This is a genomic window from Rhizobium sp. H4 (assembly GCF_003013335.1).
Lineage (GTDB): Bacteria > Pseudomonadota > Alphaproteobacteria > Rhizobiales > Rhizobiaceae > Rhizobium > Rhizobium sophoriradicis.
This window is the reverse complement of sequence record NZ_PSOW01000019.1, coordinates 1-16,930: the sequence shown is the minus strand read 5'-3', so window position 1 is coordinate 16,930 and position 16,930 is coordinate 1. Positions and strand designations below refer to the sequence as shown.

The window sequence follows — 16,930 nt, the reverse complement described above, 5'->3', positions numbered from 1 at the left end:
ATGGTCCTGCTTTTGGCAAAGCTGGCGCCGGCGCACTCATGAGCGGCAGCGGCGCAATTGGTCAGTGGGGAATAGAATATGGTGCATGGCTGTGCTGCTCTCTTGATCCGTCACGAGTCCGACGACGGCGGCGTGTTGCGCTAAGGCTGGTGCGTGGTCGAGACATGAACGGCTCCGGACCGAACACGACGCATCAAGGCCGGGATCCTCGCGATCCCGAAAGCGCGGTGGACCTCGAGGATCAGAAGGCCCGATTCTGCGCTGACATCGCGGCATTCGCCGATGGTGCCATGAATGGCGATCTGACGCGGCGAATGAATGCCGACTATACGGACCCGAATTTTAGGCGTTCGGCGACGATGCTCAATGAACTGATGTCGTCGATCGGCAGTAACCTCGATGATTTCAACGATGCGATGGCCGCTCTCGCCCAAGGCGATCTCCATCGCGGCATGCGGGACAAGCACCGCGGCGCATTTGGACCGCTGCAGAAGAACTTCAATCTTGCCATGGCGACAGTCCGCACCGTGCTCGGCGAACAGGGGGCGGAGCGTTTTGCGAACAAGGCTTCAAAATTCCGGCGAATGCTGGCCACGGTGGGGCCGGATGAGACTGGTGGCGAAATCCGGTGCTCGGACGATGGTTCGCGACCGGTTCCGTCGCCGCCACACGATCTTTGGCTGAGGCTCGCCGAGGCGCTGAACGGGTTCCGCCGCTGAAAAGGCCTGCGCGGCCATCGGGGCGAACATGGTCGGTGACATGCCGCAAAACACGAGCTTGCCGTCAGCCATAGCGGCCTCGCAGCGAAGCAGGCGGACCTCCACTTGAAAGATTTGCGGTCCGACCAGCGCCAGGAACAGGTAGGTCAGCCCGTTCCGTTCGATCCCTCGCAGACGGGCGCGTCCGCGCGCATCAAGCCAAGCATCTTCAGGTCTTCCCACAGGGCGCAAGGGATAGGTGTGCTGCGCCCGCGGGCGTTTGACGCAACTTGATCGACCGACTGGCCACCTGGGATGACGGAAACGACAGCCGGATGGAAGAGCGGAAAGTTGAGCGCCGCATCTGCCAGGGCGACGTCGTGCTTCCGGCAGACTTGCTCTATTCGCCGGACCTTGTCGACGATTTCGGAAGGGGCGTCGGAGTAATTATATTGTGCGCCAGCAATCGGCCCCGTCGCCAGGATGCCGGAATTATACGGGCCGCCAAGCACTATGCCGATATCGCGGGCTTCGCACATGGGGAGAAAGGATTCCAATGCCTCCTGCTCAAGCAGAGTATAGCGTCCGGCAAGCAGGAACAGATCGAAATCCCCCCGTTCGGCCAGCGCCTGACACATCTCCCACTCGTTTATCCCGCCACCGATCGCCTTCACGACTCCCTGGTCGCGCAGCGAGATCATTGCCTGGTATCCACCGGCCATGAATTGCCCGACATAGTGGTCGCAGGCTGCTTGCGTGCCGTGATTGAAGACATCCAGGTCGTGTACGAACAGAATATCGAAGCTGTCGAGACCGGTGCGCTCGAAAGATGCTTCGAACGATCGCATGACGCCATCGTAGCTGTAGTCGAAAACTTCCCGACGACTGGGAGTATCGAAGAATTTGCCGATGCCGGTCCGCTGTTCGGGTCGGCAGACCTTCAAGATCCGTCCAACTTTTGTCGACACCACGAAGTCTTCGCGCTTTTTCGTCGCAAGGAAATGGCCGACCCGCCTTTCCGCGAGGCCAAGCCCGTAGAGCGGTGCGGTGTCGAAGTAGCGGATGCCGTATCGCCAGGCTGCATCCAATACGGCTGCCGCCGCATCATCGGTGATTGCTCGATAGAGATTGCCGAGCGGCGCCGTGCCAAACCCGAGTTCCGTAAAAGTGAGCCCGCTGTCTCCCCTGCGATCCCAGTGTCGCGTCTTCATGTCAACTGCCACTACCCTGAAATTGCCTGCCACCGGTACGAGCTTTATCGTCCCGCTTGAGGGTTTGATTTCGACCGCGAACGCTCCCGCAGGCCCTCACTTATCGCGACGTGACAGATAATATGGCGCTCCTACACGGGCTGTCGATATCATCGCCTTTCCGGTGCTCATGGCGCGGAGTCCGGCTGGTCTGTATCAACCGCTCGCGTTGGGATCGCACGCCCAAGGGCAAACCGATACGGTGTAGCTCGGCATGCGTCTGGTACGGGATTGGCGACCGCCGATGCCGCGCATTGCGGCCGCGCGCGCCGGCGAACCCTTGCGGCGACAAGATGTTCGCACACAAGTGGAACACTACGCAGTATTGGTCACCCTCCGATTTAACGAAGCTCAAACCAGTATCGTCGTATAACAGGTTCGTTACATGGTTTGGGAAGGTGGAACCAACGCAGTGAATGGCATCTGGACGCAATTCGGTGGCAACCTTTCCTTCGTATCCCTGGCAATGTCGCTCTGGGCGCTCTTTTCGATTCAGTTTCAGCGCCGGTCGTTCATGCAGGAGAGGATCGCCTTCGGAATCATAGCCGGCGGCGCCTCCATCGGATCCATATTGCTGGCCGTTGAGTTTCATCCGGGCATCTATATCGATCTGCGATTTTCGCCGCTGGCATTGGCCGGCATGTTCGGCGGGCCGATAGCGGCGGCTTTTGCCGCATCGCTGGCGATGGCCTTTCGATTTGCCGTCGGCGGCACGGCGATGCTCGACGGGATCGTCACGATGGCCGTGGCTGCCGGCATTGGTGTGGCCGGCCATTTCTGGACCCGCAAGAGATCTCCGGTGCTTATGGACGTTGCGCTGCTGAGCCTCGCCCTTGGCGTTGCACTGGTTCTATCCATGGCTCTGCTTCCCACTCTCGTGACCGCTCATGTGCTCGCCGGCGTCGGTTTTCCCCTGACCGCGTTGAATTGCCTGGCAACCGTTCTGGGCGGTTCCGTTCTGCTGAAGACACAGCACTGGGAGCTCGAACGCAGCATATTGGTGACGGCATTTTCGCAGTCGCCCGACTATCTCTATGTGAAGGATCGAAACAGCCGCTTCATCACCGTCAATGAAAACATGACCCGGCTTTTCCGGTTCAGGACGACGGCGGAGATGATCGGATTGTCGGATTTCAATCTGATGTCGCGGCCGCTCGCCGAGAAACTCTATTATCTCGAGCAGCAGGTCATAGACACCGGCGTGCCGCTGATCGATTCCACCGAATATATTGAAGGCAGATTCCTGCTTGCCTCCAAGGTGCCGCTCCGGGACAGGCAGGGCCGAGTGATCGGCCTGGCCGGCGTGACACGAGATGTGACCGAGCGCACGGCCTTGGAGCGTGAATTGCGTGAAAGCAAGAACCTCTTGTCGCATGCAATGGCCGGCATGTCCGATGGTATCGCCATGTACGACAGCAAGGGTTTTCTTATCTTTTGCAACGATCAGTACCGCAGCGCCTTTCCGCTGTCCGGCGATGCCCGGGTGGTCGGCGCCCATATCAGCGACATCCTGCGCCGTGTCGTTGAAACCGGCGAGCGGCCGGGCGTGGTCGAGGGTGATCCGGAAGAGTGGATCAAGCTGACCAGCGCGACGTTGCACAGCAACAAGGACGAAGAGGTTCAGCTACACAACGGCGACTGGCGCAGCATTCGCACGAGACTTGCCGAAGATGGCACGGCGATGGCTGTCGTCTCGGACATCACGGCGACGAAGCAGGCGGAAATCGCGCTCAGGCTGTCGGCGGAGCAATTGAGGAATCTGGCCGAGACCGACGGGCTGACCGGTATCGTCAATCGCCGCGCCTTCGATGAAATCTTCGCGCGTGAGACCGCCGGCAGCGCCAGGAAGAACACGCCCTTCAGCCTGCTGATGGTCGATATCGACCGCTTCAAGGCCTATAACGATACCTATGGGCATCCGGCCGGCGACCAATGCCTGCGCGTCGTCAGCAAGTGCCTGCGCCAATCCGTCAGCCGGCCGGCGGACATCGTCGCGCGCTATGGTGGGGAGGAATTTGTGGTGTTCCTTCCCGACACCAGCGCCAAGGGGGCAATGATCGTCGCCGAGCAATTCGCCCGCCGACTGGCCAAGGAGAATATCCTTCATTCCGGCAGCGAATTCGGATGTGTAACCGCCAGTATCGGCATATCCTGCGCGACAGGAGCAACGTTGCGCGCCAGCCCCAACCGTCTACTCGCCGAGGCCGATACCGCACTCTACGAGGCCAAGACGCAAGGCCGCAACCGCATCCTGGCGCATTCGCGCGAGAACGGGCATGCGCTCAAGGAAACCGGTTAGACCGCAATCCTGTTTACCTCCCGGAGAGCTGCGCGCGCTCGATAGGATTTTTCTATCAAACCATCGCTTGTAAGGCCTTGATGTTTGTCCGGCTTCGGCAATACAGGGGCGCATGGACACAAAATTCATTGGGAAGAAATCGGCGGCAGCCGGCGGCTGGGGCGCTTTGAAGAGCTGCGGGAAGCAGTTGCTTCAAAGCGGGATGCCGATCGCTGGGGCGCGAACGATGCTGAAAGCGAACCAGCCGGATGGGTTCGATTGCCCGGGCTGCGCCTGGGGCGACCCGGAACACGGATCCTCGTTCGAGTTCTGCGAGAACGGGGTCAAGGCCGTCGCCTGGGAAGCGACGGAGAAGCGGGCAACGCCGGCTTTCTTCGCGGAAAATACGGTATCCGAGCTTCGCCGGCTGTCGGATTACGAACTTGAGCTCAACGGCCGCCTTACCCATCCCATGCGCTATGATGCAATAAGCGACCGCTACCTGCCAGTGGCGTGGGAGGATGCCTTTACCGAGATCGGCAGCATCCTCAAGGGCCTCGATAATCCCGATCGTGCGGAATTCTATACGTCCGGCCGGGCCAGCAACGAGGCCGCCTTCCTCTATCAGCTGTTCGTGCGCATCTACGGCACCAATAATTTTCCCGATTGCTCCAACATGTGCCACGAGGCCAGCGGCATCGCCATGCGCCAGGCGGTCGGCGTCGGCAAAGGCACCGTTCTGCTGGAGGATTTCGAGGAGGCCGACGCGATTTTCGTGATCGGACAGAACCCCGGCACGAACCATCCGAGAATGCTCGGCGACCTGCGCCGGGCAGCGCTTCGCGGCGCGCGCATCGTCGTCTTCAATCCGATCCGCGAGCGCGGCCTGGAGCGCTTCTCCGATCCGCAGGACAAGATCGAAATGCTGCGGGGCGGTTCGACGGATATCGCCAGCCATTATCTCCAGCCGCAACTCGGCGGCGACATGGCTGCGGTGCGCGGAATGGCAAAGGCCGTGCTGGCTGCGGAAGACGCGGCCGTCGCCGCCGGTCTGCCGCCGGTTCTCGATCATGCCTTTCTTGTCGAACATTGCGCAGGTTTTGCCGAATACCGGGCGGCTGTGGAGGCGACGAGCTGGGCCGACATCGAAGATCAATCGGGGTTGAGCCGAGAGGAGATCGAACGGGCGGCCGATGTCTATATCGCTGCCGAACGGGTCATCTGCACCTGGGCGATGGGCGTGACGCAGCATCTGCATTCGGTGGCGACGATCCGAGAGATTGCCAACTTCATGTTTCTGCGCGGCAATATCGGCCGGTCCGGCGCCGGCCTTTGCCCGGTGCGCGGCCATTCCAACGTGCAGGGCGACCGAACTGTCGGTATCAACGAACAGCCTTCGGACGATTTCCTCGATGCGCTGGAGAAGCATTTCCGTTTCACGGTCCCGCGCCTGCACGGCCACAACGTGCTTTCCGCGATCGGGGCGATGCTCGACGGCTCGGCTGAGGCCTTCATCGGGCTTGGCGGCAACTTTGCCCGCGCCACACCCGACAGCACCCTCGTCGAGAAAGCGCTTCGGCGGCTGAAACTGACGGTGCATATCGCGACCAAGCCGAACCATTCGCATCTGATGCCCGGCGAGACGGCCTTTATCCTGCCGTGCCTCGGACGGACCGAGATGGACCTCAACGCGGCCGGCAATTCCCAGCTCGTGAGCGTCGAGGATTCGATGAGCATGGTGCATGGTTCCGCCGGCATCAATCGTCCGGCTTCACCGCATCTTCTCTCGGAAGTCGCCATCATTGCCGGCATTGCGCAAGCGACGGTCGGCCCTTCCGTGGTCGACTGGACGGAACTTGCCGAGGATTACGATCGCATCCGCGATCATATCGAGGCGACCATTCCCGGCTTCGAGGACTACAATAGGCGCCTGCGCAAGCCGCGCGGCTTCCATCTGCGCAATGCCGCCGCCCATCGGCAGTGGCAGACGCCCACTGGCAAAGCGTCATTTTCCTGCCAGGCGCTTCCCGAGCAGACGGTGCATCAGCGCGCGCGAAAAGGCGAGGGACGCTTCGCCCTCCAGACGTTCCGCTCGCACGATCAGTACAATACCACCGTCTACGGCCTCGACGACCGATACCGTGGCGTCTACGGAGAGCGGCAGGTCATCTTCATAAATCCTGAAGATCTGAGGGCGATGAATGCCGAGGCCGGCGACCGCATCGATGTAGTCGGCGAGCACGATGACGGCATCGAGCGCGTCGCGCGGGATTTCCGCTTTGTCCCCTATGACATTCCGCGAGGCAGCATCGCCGGTTATTATCCCGAGCTGAACGTGCTCGTGCCGCTTGGCAGCGCCGGCGATGAAAGCGATACGCCGACCTCGAAATCGATCATGGTTTCCTTCCGCCGGCGACATGCCGCGTGAGCGAAGAGGCATCCGACGCCGGCCGATTTCTCGCTCTTGTGGCTGCAGCGCAAGCCAGGGATGTCAGGCTGACCTCAATCCAGGCCGGTCTGCTCGTCGCCACAGAGCTCAACATTGCATCTGACAGCCGCTCCTTTGCACGCAGTCTGGGGATCGCGCATGCGCTCGTGCTGCGGGAACTCAACGCGCTCGCCGAGCGAGATGATAGGCTTGAGATCGTCAAGCGGGATCCAAGGACGTTGCGAGTGTTTTACAGATTGGCGAAGTCCTGAAGCATGTCGCGCAAAATTGTGCAGTGATTTTGCGACGACGGCGATGCAGCCCGGCTTATCGGCGGCTCACGCGCTTCCTCGTGTCTGAGGGGTATTCCCCATAGGTCGCCCTGTAGACCGCGGAAAAGCGGCCGAAATGGAAGAAGCCCCGTTTGAGGCAGATGGCCTTCATCGTCTCCTTGCTTTCTGGATCGAGTAGGTCCTGGCGCGCCGCGCGCAGACGAAGCATCAGCAGATAGGCGGCGGGAGATGTACCCTTGAAGGCGCGAAAACCGGTTTCGAGCGCCCTGCTCGAGACGCCTGCCGCTTCGGCCACCTTCGGCATGGTGATCGGTTGATCGATATTGGCCTGCATGAACTCGATCGCCCTGCGCACATGCCTCGGAGCGATCAGCGCCGGCCCCTTTTCGAGAAAATGCGACAGCCGGTGCGGCACCATGCGCACGACCAGATCGGCCAGCGCCTGCGTCATGTGCGCCATGGCGATCGGCGACTGCAGCAAGGGGCCGTCGTCGCGCATCCCTGATATGATCGTTTCGGTGAGATTGCCGATCGTCCGGCCGACCGGTGTCGACAGGTCCAGTTCCGGCAGCAGGTCGAGCGATCCACTGAACGGCATTTCGAACGTCTGGCCGATTGTCTGGAGGATAACGGGCCAGTTGATCAGCAGTTCGTCGATGACGTTCCCCTGCCCATGCATGAGAACGCTATCGGGTTCGAAATTGTTGTAGAGAAGCAATTTTCCTTGCCCGGCTTCGGCCTTGCGCGCCCCATAGGTCACCCCCATGCCGCCGCGGCGGGGGACGACGAGCGACAGATATTCGGCCGTGCTGCCGGTCGGCTCGATGTTGAACTGGAACTCCGCCTCATGATAGCCGGTCAGCAGGACCGCGCTGTCCGCGACCGAAAAATCCAGTCCCCAATGGAAGTCCTTGGCGCGGCCGATGGGCTCGGCATCAAACGCGCCAAATGCACCCCCCAGGGTTTCCACCATGTTGTCGAAGGACGAACCATGGAATCGGAAGGAGAATGGCTTTGCGCTATTATCCGTCATGCTGTTCCCGTCATTTCTTCTGACCGAACGCGGCACGAGGCGTCGGTGGCATGGAGATCGAGATGATGTACGTCCCTCTTTCTCACGGCGTTTGCTAACATCGCCTTTCCCCTTCGCACTTTCGTCAGGACCTGACTGATGGAAGGAGGTGCGAGACCTGAGCGCATATTAGCGAAAATGAGGGCTCAGCACAGCAGGTGGCGGCGCAGCGGCCAAGCTTCAACCTGATGCGGGCGTCGAAAGGTGTTCGGCCAAGCGAATTCGAGTCGACGCAGAACCTGGCAGGTGCTGGAAAAGGGAAGTTTTTGAAGGCTTTATCGACAATCCCCATCGGTCGGGCTTTCCTGGCCGGTTGGCAGGAACTGACAGAACCGGCAGCACTTGGCAAGCCTTGGCGCCGTTGTTTTTAGGGACATTCCGCTGATTAAACGATTAGCCAGCTTGCACAGACGGCGCGCTTCGACGCGCCATGCAAACGTCGCCTGCCGAAGGTTCTAAAGTGGACCGCTCGAGATAGCCTTCGGCAGGCTGACAGGCAGTTGGCATACGCACGGGATGGAGTGCGTATGAATGAGCCCCTCCCATCATTTGGGGTGATCGATAGAGGGGTTTGGCTTCAGACCGTAGACTATCATGGCCCCGGTCACGATTACTTTAGTGTTCCGCAGCCATGGAGCAATTGTCGCGCGTCGATATTGTCGATCGTTCGGCTTTTCGCGACGCAGTCTGGACTGCTCCTGCGCAAAATGTACAGGCTGGCGCTTCACGCTCTCCCGTCTTCGCCGCTAGGCCTCAAAGCTCCAAAACGACTCGCCGGCCCTCGAAGAAAGGCAGAGGGTGCCTGGCGCGGTACGAATGGTCGGAATCTCCATGCGCGCCGACATGGTAGAGCTGCTGGATCGCGGCAGCACCATTTTGCTTGCTTGCGGTCGTTGCCTTTTGAAATGAGGAACGACGCTGTCGTCGCCGGGACGAAAGTTTCCGCGTATGAGCGCGGCGGCGGGAGAACCGGCATCGGCTCGACCACGATCATCCCGGCGCCGCCGATGGCGCGTTCGGCTTAATAGGCGACGTGCTGGTCACCAGGCACGCCGTCCCTGGCCATGTTTGCCTTATGCGCCCCGAAGACGATCCGGTTGCAAGCTGTGTCCGCCCAGGCTGACCGGCGAAAACAGACGCGGAAAAAGTTTCGACATTGGGATACCTCAGAGACAGCCGGCCTTCCGGTTGCATCGTATGGCGGCGCACCGAATATCGGTGTCGCCGACCAAACCGAGAGACGCCGCGCGCAGCTTCAGAGTGCGACCGAAAGAGTGTTGTCGCGCCGGGCGGCCACCTCATGCGAATTCACCATCGCGCCGGCGAGCTGGCGGAAGGTGACGAGCCCCAGGGTTTCTCCCGATGGCGAAACCACCCTTGCATCGTCGGCCGACGTCGAGGCCAGCATCCGGACGGCCTCTTCGACCGTCGTGCCTGCGGCAATCGCCAGACCGACCGGCGCCGCACCGGCGTGCAGCGGCGTCATGACGGCTTCGACATGGACGACCCGTCCCCGGTTCACTTCCTTGACGAAGTTGGCGATGTATTCGTCGGCCGGGCGCAGTACGATGTCCTGGCTGGTGCCCTGCTGGATGACTTCGCCGTCGCGCAGGATGGCGATCTGATCGCCGAGGCGCAGCGCCTCGTCGAGATCGTGGGTGATGAAGACGATGGTCTTCTTGATTTCCTTCTGGATGTCGAGAAGCACCGACTGCATGTCGGTGCGGATCAACGGGTCGAGCGCCGAATAGGCCTCGTCCATCAGAAGCACCGGCGCATCGTTGGCCAGTGCCCGCGCCAGGCCGACACGTTGCTGCATGCCGCCGGAGAGCTGGTTGGGATAGCGCTGCTCGAAGCCTTTGAGACCGACCCGCTCCAGCCAGCGCATGGCGATGTCGATGGCCTTCGCCCGCTCCATGCCCTGCACTTCGAGGCCGAAGATGGTGTTGTCGAGGACGTTGCGGTGCGGCAGCAGCGCAAACTTCTGGAACACCATTGCCGTCTGCTGCCGGCGGAACGTGCGCAATTCGATCTCGTTCATCTTCACGACGTCGACGCCGTCAACCAGCACTTCGCCGGAGGTCGGGTCGATAAGCCGGTTGATGTGGCGGATCAGCGTCGACTTTCCCGATCCCGAAAGGCCCATGACGACCTGGATGCAGCCGGAGGGGATCTCGATATTGATATCCCGAAGGCCGAGCACGTGGCCGTGTTTCTGGTTGAGCTCGCTCTTCGTCAGGCCTTTCTGCACCGCCTCGACATGGGCGGCGGGGTTGGGGCCGAAGATCTTGTAGAGGTGGCGGATCTTGATGCCGCCGAAATGATGCTCAGCCATGGACGGTCTCCCGATGCTTCTGGAGCCTTTTGCCATATGCCTGGCTGACCCGGTCGAAGATGATGGCAATGCCGACGATGGCAAGGCCGTTGAAAATGCCCAGCGTGAAGTACTGGTTGGCGATTGCTTTCAGCACCGGCTGACCAAGGCCCTGGACGCCGATCATCGAGGCGATGACCACCATAGCGAGCGCCATCATGATCGTTTGGTTGATGCCGGCCATGATGGTGGGCAGCGCCAGCGGCAGCTGCACCTTGAACAGTTTCTGCGACCGCGAAGTGCCGAAGGCGTCGGCGGCTTCGAGCACGTCCTTGTCGACGAGGCGGATGCCGAGATCGGTCAGGCGGATCATCGGCGGGATGGCGTAAATGACGACGGCGATCAGGCCGGGCACCTTGCCGATGCCGAGCAGCATGACGACCGGGATGAGGTAGACGAAGCTCGGCATGGTCTGCATGACGTCGAGGATCGGGTTGACGATGCGCTGCAGCCGGTCGGAGCGGGCCATCAATATGCCGATCGGGATGCCGATGGCGATGGAAAGAACGGTGCAGACGAAGATCATCGAGACCGTCCGCATCGTGTCGTCCCACATGTCGAAATAGCCGATCAGCAACAGCGTCACCAGACAGCCGGCGACGACCTTCAGGCTGCGGCTGGCAAACCAGGCGATGGCCAGGATGATCGCGGTGATGATCGGCCACGGCGTCTGCGTCATGAAACGCTCGGCGGCGATCAGGAAATGCTGCAGCGGCACGAACAGGCTTTCGATGCCGTCGCCATAGCTGCGGGTAAATCCGCGAAAGCCGTCATCGATCGCCTTCTTTAGATTGCGAAGCGCGTCATCGTTCATGTGCGGGAATTTGTAAAACCATTCCATCTCGGTTCCCCTTTCGTCAAACAGCCGTGGCAGTCTTTTTGATTTTGTCGGCGCGTGAGAAGCGGTGCGCTTTTCGCGCACCGCTATTTTGTTTTAGAGAGCAGCTTCGATCTTCGCGGCTGCCTCCGGCGAGACCCACTTGGTCCAGATGTCCTTGTTTTCTTTCAGGAAGTGTTTGGCGCCGTCTTCGCCGGTCGCCTGGTTATCGGTCATCCACGACATCAGTTTGTTGACCGTGTCGTTGCTCCAGGAGCGCTTCGCCAGGTAATCCATGACTTCAGGCCCGACCTTTTCCGAGAAGGGCTTGGCAACCAGCGTGACGACATGATCGACCGGCCAGGCCGCCGGCTTCGGATCGGGGCAGTCGGCGACGGTGATGCAGCGCTTCCATTCGGCTGAATCCTCCGGAACGCCGGCTTCGAGCTTGACCATCTGATACTTGCCGAGCAGCGCGGTCGGCGCCCAGTAGTAACCGACCCAGCCTTCCTTGCGTTCGTAGGCCTTGGCGATCGAACCGTCGAGGCCGGCGGCAGAGCCGGTGTCGACGAGAGTGAAGCCCGCCTTCTCCGCGCCGAACGCCTTATAGAGCTGCGAGGTGACGACTGTGCCGCCCCAGCCCTGCGGGCCGTTGACGATGGCGCCCTTCTTCGGATCCTCCGGATCAGGGAAGAGTTCAGGATGCTTCAGCACGTCGCCGATGGTCTTGATGTCGGGATGGGCGTCGGCGAGATATTTCGGAACCCACCAGCCCTGTACGCCGCCGTCCGGCAGCGGCGAGCCGACCTGCACGATGCGGCCTTCTTCCGTGCCCTTCTTGACGACATCCGGCAGCAGGTCGATCCAGGCTTCCGGAGCAATATCAGGCTGACCCTTTTCGGCCATGGACGTGATCGTCGGGACGGTGTCGCCGACGGTGATGTCGGCGCTGCAGCCGTAACCTTCGTTCAGGATGAACTTGTCCAGGTTGGAGAGAACTTCGGCGCTCTGCCAGTTCATGCTGGCGATGGTGACGCTGCCGCATTCGGCAGCGCTGGCGAAAGACGCGCCGCCGAGCAGGCCGAACGTCAAACATGTCGATGCGAGTAGTTTCTTCATTCTCGTTCCCTCTATTTAGCGGCTGATCTAGCAAGGCGGGGTGCCGCAGTACCCGCCCTCAACGGTCGTCAGGAAGCGTCTCCCATACTCACCGATTTCTTGAAAGCTGCCGATAGTCCGTCTGCCACCGCAGCGTCGAACCCGGCCGCGCGCATGCCTTCGATGGCTGCCGCCGTTGTGCCGCGATAGTCGAGAAAGGCCGCAACGATATCGTCAGGAGATTCGTCGCGACGTTCCGCGAGGTGGCCGGCGCCGACCAGCACCGTATTGACGGCGCGACGGGCAATCTCGGCCGAAAGGCCATGAGCGACGGCGTCGCTCATCATGGCGGCAGCGAGCAGTGCCGGAAATGCCGGACCGGATCCTGAAAGGCCCGTGAGGTAGTCGATGTCGCTTTCGCTTGCGACTTCGTCCTGTGATCCGCAAGCCTCGAAAATGGCGCCGACAATGGCCCGGTCATCTGCCGTGACACCGCTCGCGCCGATCCAGGGCGTATAGGATCTGCCCACTTCGGCGGCAGCGTTCGGCAGCGCGCGGACGACGCGACCGCTGTTATGGCGGTCCGAAAGGGCATCCAGTCGGATGCCCGCCATGACCGAGATGACGAGCTTGCCGCCGGCATCGAGCGCCAGGCGATGCCAGTCACCGGGGCGAACGGAGAGAATGATCACGTCGGAGCGGTCGGCAAGCGCCTGATTGTCCGAAGTCCAGAAGGAGTTCGGGAAGCGGCGCGGCTGCTCGCCGCGATAGGAGAGGCAAAGGTTTCGAGAATCGACCAGGCTGGCGTCAATGATCGAGCCGGCGATTGCTCCGCCAAGCCAGCCGCCGCCACCGATTATGCCGATCCTCAAGGAAACGCTCATCTCCAGCCTTCCTCTAACTGGGCCTATAGCCGTGCCGAGAGAAGAAGCGATCAAGCTCCCTCTGCTGCGGCACTTCACCCGTGTAGATCGCAATATACTCCGGAATCCGTTTCATGCGGACGGCGATATCCTCCATCGACTGCATGGAGATGTACCCGATCTGCACGAGGTATGTTGTTCGCGCTCTGACATCTGATGTCGTTTCTGGTACGCCGAACCGCATAAACATGCGCTTCAGCGCCTCCAGCCGGATCTGATCGGCCTGCTGGACTTCGGCCAAAAGCTCGTCCGACTGCAGCGCCCAGCTGCGGATGGCGAACTCGAATTTCGCGTCGAAGAGATCGGTGTTGAGCCAGCAATCGAAGACGTTGAGCATCGCCTCGGCCAGCGATTCCGCGTAAGCCTCCGACTGCTTGATGATGTTGCCGGTGTTTTTGTCGCGCCACCGCGCCACCAACGCGCTCAACAGTTCCTCGCGATCCTTGAAGAACCAGTAGAAGCTCGTCCGCGATAGATTGAGCTTCTTCGCCAAGGGCAGAATTTTCACCGAGTCAACGCCAGACTCGAGCAGGGAATGATAGGCTGCTTCCAGCCATCCCTCCTGCGATCCGCGCCAGCCAGTGTCATTCAGAGCCTGATCCATGAATTATCTCCTATCAAATTACGAGGCGGTGCGCAAGAAAAATGTACATATGTGTCTAAAATAACGACCCAACTGTTTTCTTCGTTGACACATATGTACATTGCGCATAGCGTTCCCTTGTCGTTTTTAATCCGGAACCACGGCCCATGTCGAATGATCCTCTCCTTCAGCCTTACCAGCTCAAGCATCTGAAGCTGCGCAACCGTATCATCGTGACCTCGCACGAGCCGGCCTATCCGGAAGACGGTATGCCGAAGGAAAAGTATCGCGCCTATACGGTAGAGCGGGCAAAGGGCGGCGTCGCCCTGACGATGACGGCGGGTTCGGCGGCCGTCTCCAAGGACAGCCCGCCGGTCTTCAACAACCTGCTCGCCTATAAGGACGAGATCGTTCCCTGGATCAGGGAAATGACCGATGCCGTGCACGAAGAGGGAGCGGCAATCATGATCCAGCTCACCCATCTCGGCCGGCGCACGCGCTGGGACAAGGGCGACTGGCTGCCGGTTGTGGCGCCGTCGCATCATCGCGAGGCTTCCCATCGCGCTTTCCCGAAGAAGCTGGAAGACTGGGATATCGAGCGCATCATCAAGGATTTCGCCGACGCGGCCGAGCGCATGAAGGCGGGCGGCATGGACGGTGTCGAGCTTGAGGCCTACGGCCACCTGATAGACCAGTTCGTGTCTCCGCTCACCAATGAGCTCGACGGCCCCTATGGCGGTTCGCTCGACAATCGCCTGCGCTTCTGTTTCGACGTGTTCAAGGCAATCCGGAAAAGGGTGGGCGACGATTTCATTCTCGGCCTGCGCTATACGGCCGACGAATGTCTTCCCGGCGGCACGGGCAAAGCCGAAGGCCTCGAAATCTCCAAGCGATTGAAGGAGAGCGGCCTCATCGATTACCTGAATGTGATCCGTGGACACATCGATACCGATGCCGGTCTGACAGATGTGATCCCGATCCAGGGCATGGCGAATTCCCCGCATCTCGATTTCGCCGGCGAAATTCGCGCCGCGACCGATTTCCCAACCTTTCATGCGGCGAAAATCCCAGATGTCGCCACCGCCCGCCATGCCATCGCGTCCGGCAAGGTCGACATGGTCGGCATGACCCGCGCCCACATGACCGACCCGCACATCGTTCGCAAGATCATCGAAAAGCGGGAAGAGGAAATCCGGCCCTGCGTCGGCGCCAATTACTGTCTCGATCGCATCTACCAGGGCGGGGCCGCCTACTGCATCCACAATGCCGCCACCGGCCGCGAACTGACCATGCCGCATATCCTGGCCAAGGCCGATGTGAAGAAGAAGGTCGTTATCGTTGGCGCCGGTCCGGCCGGTCTCGAAGCGGCACGGGTGGCCGGGGAGCGCGGCCACATGGTTGTCGTCTTCGAAGCGGCGAACGATCCTGGCGGTCAGATCCGCCTCACCGCCCAGAGCGAACGCCGCAGGGAGATGATCAGCATCATCGACTGGCGCATGAGCCAGTGCGAGAAATACGACGTGACCTTCCACTTCAACACCTGGGCGGAAGCCGACACGATCGAAGCCGAAAACCCCGATGTCGTCATTATCGCGACCGGCGGCCTGCCGCACACCGAAGTTCTTTCGAAGGGCAACGAGCTGGTGATCTCCTCATGGGACATCATCTCCGGCGACGTGAAGCCTGGCACCAACGTCCTGATTTTCGACGATGCCGGCGACCATGCCGCCCTCCAGGCGGCGGAATTTCTCGCCAAGGCAGGCGCCAAGGTCGAGATCATGACGCCCGACCGCTCCTTTGCGCCCGAGGTCATGGCGATGAACCTCGTGCCCTATATGCGCTCGCTTCAAAAGCATGACGTGACCTTCACCGTCACCTATCGCCTGGAGGCGGTCGAGAAGAGCGGCAATCAGCTTGTCGCCCATGTCGGCAGCGATTATGGCGGGATTGCCAAGCAGAGCAGCTACGACCAGATCATTGTCAATCATGGGACCATTCCGCTCGATGAGCTCTATTTCGAGCTGAAGCCCAATTCGAGCAACCTAGGCGAGATGTCGCACGACCAGCTTCTGGCCGGCGAACCGCAGTCGGTCGTTCGCAATCCCGAGGGCAAATTCCAGCTGTTCCGGATCGGCGACGCTGTCGCTGCGCGCAACACGCATGCCGCCGTCTATGACGGCCTGCGCATCGCGAAAGATATATGATTGCAGGAGAGGCCACTGGCTGGCCGGCTGAAATCGTCTGTTCAGGGAGGGGATGGCATGAGTATACGTGAGGAGAGCCTGCAGCTTTTCCTGGAGGCAGCGTCTCAGGCTTTCCAGGTGTTTGCGACAGCCCCGGAGGCCCGGCGCTCGATCCAGCAGTTTCTCGCAAGGCTGGAGCAGCCGGGGGCCGCACGGGCGGGGGACGGGAGCCGGTTGCCGGTCTGCGCTCACCTTGATGTGGCGCTCGCGATCGATACCTCCTATGATCCTTCGCTGGGGCGCTTGGTCGAGGCTTTCAAAGGCATCGAGCCAATGCTTGAATGGCGTCGGCGCACCAAGTATGACCACTCGGCCAGCGACAATTTTGCCGATGGGCATGCCAATGCGATGATCATCGGCCCCGGTGGATTGGAGGAGCGGAGCGATCTGTGGCTCGGGGTGACGTTGATGGCGCCGCACGTGCGCTATCCGGATCATGATCATGAGCCGGAGGAGGTCTATCTCGTGCTTTCCGATGGGGAGTTCAAGCAGGGAGAGGGGGGCTGGTTTTCGCCTGGCATCGGCGGATCGTTCTATAATGTCCCAAGGATCAAACATGCTATGCGGTCGGTCGATACGCCGCTTTTCGCCTTCTGGGCTTTGCTTGCCGAACGGCCGCACTAGCGCCGGGCATAGGTTCAAAATCTCACGATGTCCTTAGCTTGTCTGGCAAGACGCCGGCGCTGTAAAGGGACTAGCATTCGGAATAACAAAGGGGATTGCAAATGAAGATTCTCGTGCCCGTCAAACGGGTTGTCGACTACAACGTGAAGATCCGTGTGAAGCCGGATGGTTCGGGTGTCGAGCTTGCCAATGTGAAGATGTCGATGAACCCGTTCGACGAGATCTCGGTGGAAGAGGCGCTGCGGCTGA

Annotated in this window: 13 protein-coding genes and 2 pseudogenes; 7 read left to right on the top strand and 8 right to left on the bottom strand. The window is 60.7% G+C overall.

The window, feature by feature from the left end; all coding sequences use genetic code 11:
- The first annotated feature begins 38 nt into the window (after positions 1–38).
- Positions 39–719 (top strand): chemotaxis protein, encoded by a 681-nt coding sequence (locus tag C4N04_RS25545; protein ID WP_245425661.1) that lies wholly within the window; start codon positions 39–41, stop codon positions 717–719.
- A 146-nt stretch (positions 720–865) separates the two neighbouring features.
- Here the strand turns inward: C4N04_RS25545 and C4N04_RS25540 are convergent, their stop codons facing one another.
- The gene (locus tag C4N04_RS25540) at positions 866–1,909 is read right to left on the bottom strand and encodes an aldo/keto reductase (protein WP_096764175.1); all 1,044 of its coding nucleotides are present in this window, start codon (positions 1,907–1,909) and stop codon (positions 866–868) included.
- A gap of 424 nt (positions 1,910–2,333) precedes the next feature.
- Here C4N04_RS25540 and C4N04_RS25535 point away from each other — a divergent pair, with 424 nt between their 5' ends.
- From C4N04_RS25535 to C4N04_RS25525, 3 genes are all read left to right on the top strand, one after another.
- On the top strand, positions 2,334–4,247 hold the full coding sequence (locus C4N04_RS25535) for a diguanylate cyclase (RefSeq protein WP_183602374.1): 1,914 nt from the start codon (positions 2,334–2,336) through the stop codon (positions 4,245–4,247).
- 112 nt (positions 4,248–4,359) lie between these two features.
- Positions 4,360–6,654 (top strand): FdhF/YdeP family oxidoreductase, encoded by a 2,295-nt coding sequence (locus tag C4N04_RS25530; protein WP_106797345.1) that lies wholly within the window; start codon positions 4,360–4,362, stop codon positions 6,652–6,654.
- The gene (locus C4N04_RS25525) at positions 6,651–6,926 is read left to right on the top strand and encodes a hypothetical protein (RefSeq protein WP_096764177.1); all 276 of its coding nucleotides are present in this window, start codon (positions 6,651–6,653) and stop codon (positions 6,924–6,926) included. Before C4N04_RS25530 ends, C4N04_RS25525 begins: the two co-directional genes overlap by 4 nt.
- A 55-nt stretch (positions 6,927–6,981) precedes the next feature.
- On the opposite strand, the gene C4N04_RS25520 is transcribed toward C4N04_RS25525, so the two are convergent.
- The 7 genes and pseudogenes from C4N04_RS25520 to C4N04_RS25485 form a co-directional block, all read right to left on the bottom strand.
- Positions 6,982–7,980 carry a helix-turn-helix domain-containing protein gene (locus C4N04_RS25520; protein WP_096764178.1) on the bottom strand — a complete coding sequence of 333 codons (999 nt, stop codon included), beginning with the start codon at positions 7,978–7,980 and terminating at the stop codon, positions 6,982–6,984.
- Positions 7,981–8,829: 849 nt separating this feature from the next.
- A pseudogene (locus C4N04_RS32285) lies at positions 8,830–9,176 on the bottom strand (oxidoreductase); the annotation flags it as partial.
- A gap of 98 nt (positions 9,177–9,274) precedes the next feature.
- Positions 9,275–10,354, bottom strand: coding sequence for a glycine betaine/L-proline ABC transporter ATP-binding protein (locus C4N04_RS25505; RefSeq protein WP_106797344.1), 1,080 nt, complete (start codon positions 10,352–10,354; stop codon positions 9,275–9,277).
- Positions 10,347–11,234 carry a proline/glycine betaine ABC transporter permease gene (locus C4N04_RS25500; protein ID WP_040112305.1) on the bottom strand — a complete coding sequence of 296 codons (888 nt, stop codon included), beginning with the start codon at positions 11,232–11,234 and terminating at the stop codon, positions 10,347–10,349. The genes C4N04_RS25505 and C4N04_RS25500 overlap by 8 nt, the downstream gene beginning before the upstream one ends.
- A 93-nt stretch (positions 11,235–11,327) precedes the next feature.
- Positions 11,328–12,329 (bottom strand): ABC transporter substrate-binding protein, encoded by a 1,002-nt coding sequence (locus C4N04_RS25495; protein ID WP_106797343.1) that lies wholly within the window; start codon positions 12,327–12,329, stop codon positions 11,328–11,330.
- Positions 12,330–12,397: 68 nt separating this feature from the next.
- On the bottom strand, positions 12,398–13,192 hold the full coding sequence (locus C4N04_RS25490) for a pyrroline-5-carboxylate reductase dimerization domain-containing protein (RefSeq protein WP_106797342.1): 795 nt from the start codon (positions 13,190–13,192) through the stop codon (positions 12,398–12,400).
- A 13-nt stretch (positions 13,193–13,205) separates the two neighbouring features.
- Positions 13,206–13,835 carry a TetR/AcrR family transcriptional regulator gene (locus C4N04_RS25485; RefSeq protein WP_077989028.1) on the bottom strand — a complete coding sequence of 210 codons (630 nt, stop codon included), beginning with the start codon at positions 13,833–13,835 and terminating at the stop codon, positions 13,206–13,208.
- A gap of 146 nt (positions 13,836–13,981) precedes the next feature.
- Here C4N04_RS25485 and C4N04_RS25480 point away from each other — a divergent pair, with 146 nt between their 5' ends.
- The 3 genes and pseudogenes from C4N04_RS25480 to C4N04_RS25470 all read left to right on the top strand — a co-directional run.
- A complete protein-coding gene (locus C4N04_RS25480) occupies positions 13,982–16,018 on the top strand; it encodes an NADH:flavin oxidoreductase (RefSeq protein ID WP_106797341.1) in 2,037 nt (678 codons plus the stop codon).
- 57 nt (positions 16,019–16,075) lie between these two features.
- On the top strand, positions 16,076–16,681 hold the full coding sequence (locus tag C4N04_RS25475) for a dimethylsulfoniopropionate lyase (RefSeq protein ID WP_040142007.1): 606 nt from the start codon (positions 16,076–16,078) through the stop codon (positions 16,679–16,681).
- A gap of 101 nt (positions 16,682–16,782) precedes the next feature.
- Positions 16,783–16,930, top strand: a pseudogene (locus C4N04_RS25470) (electron transfer flavoprotein subunit beta/FixA family protein); the annotation flags it as partial.

Excerpts from the sequence above, each read along its gene's own strand:
- C4N04_RS25545 (WP_245425661.1), top strand. The coding sequence starts at position 39 with ATGAGCGGCAGCGGCGCAATTGGTCAGTGGGGAATAGAATATGGTGCA.
- C4N04_RS25475 (WP_040142007.1), top strand. The coding sequence starts at position 16,076 with ATGAGTATACGTGAGGAGAGCCTGCAGCTTTTCCTGGAGGCAGCGTCT.
- C4N04_RS25495 (WP_106797343.1), bottom strand. The coding sequence starts at position 12,329 with ATGAAGAAACTACTCGCATCGACATGTTTGACGTTCGGCCTGCTCGGC.
- C4N04_RS25520 (WP_096764178.1), bottom strand. The coding sequence starts at position 7,980 with ATGACGGATAATAGCGCAAAGCCATTCTCCTTCCGATTCCATGGTTCG.
- C4N04_RS25490 (WP_106797342.1), bottom strand. The coding sequence starts at position 13,192 with ATGAGCGTTTCCTTGAGGATCGGCATAATCGGTGGCGGCGGCTGGCTT.
- C4N04_RS25535 (WP_183602374.1), top strand. The coding sequence starts at position 2,334 with ATGGTTTGGGAAGGTGGAACCAACGCAGTGAATGGCATCTGGACGCAA.
- C4N04_RS25485 (WP_077989028.1), bottom strand. The coding sequence starts at position 13,835 with ATGGATCAGGCTCTGAATGACACTGGCTGGCGCGGATCGCAGGAGGGA.
- C4N04_RS25480 (WP_106797341.1), top strand. The coding sequence starts at position 13,982 with ATGTCGAATGATCCTCTCCTTCAGCCTTACCAGCTCAAGCATCTGAAG.
- C4N04_RS25500 (WP_040112305.1), bottom strand. The coding sequence starts at position 11,234 with ATGGAATGGTTTTACAAATTCCCGCACATGAACGATGACGCGCTTCGC.
- C4N04_RS25540 (WP_096764175.1), bottom strand. The coding sequence starts at position 1,909 with ATGAAGACGCGACACTGGGATCGCAGGGGAGACAGCGGGCTCACTTTT.
- C4N04_RS25530 (WP_106797345.1), top strand. The coding sequence starts at position 4,360 with ATGGACACAAAATTCATTGGGAAGAAATCGGCGGCAGCCGGCGGCTGG.
- C4N04_RS25505 (WP_106797344.1), bottom strand. The coding sequence starts at position 10,354 with ATGGCTGAGCATCATTTCGGCGGCATCAAGATCCGCCACCTCTACAAG.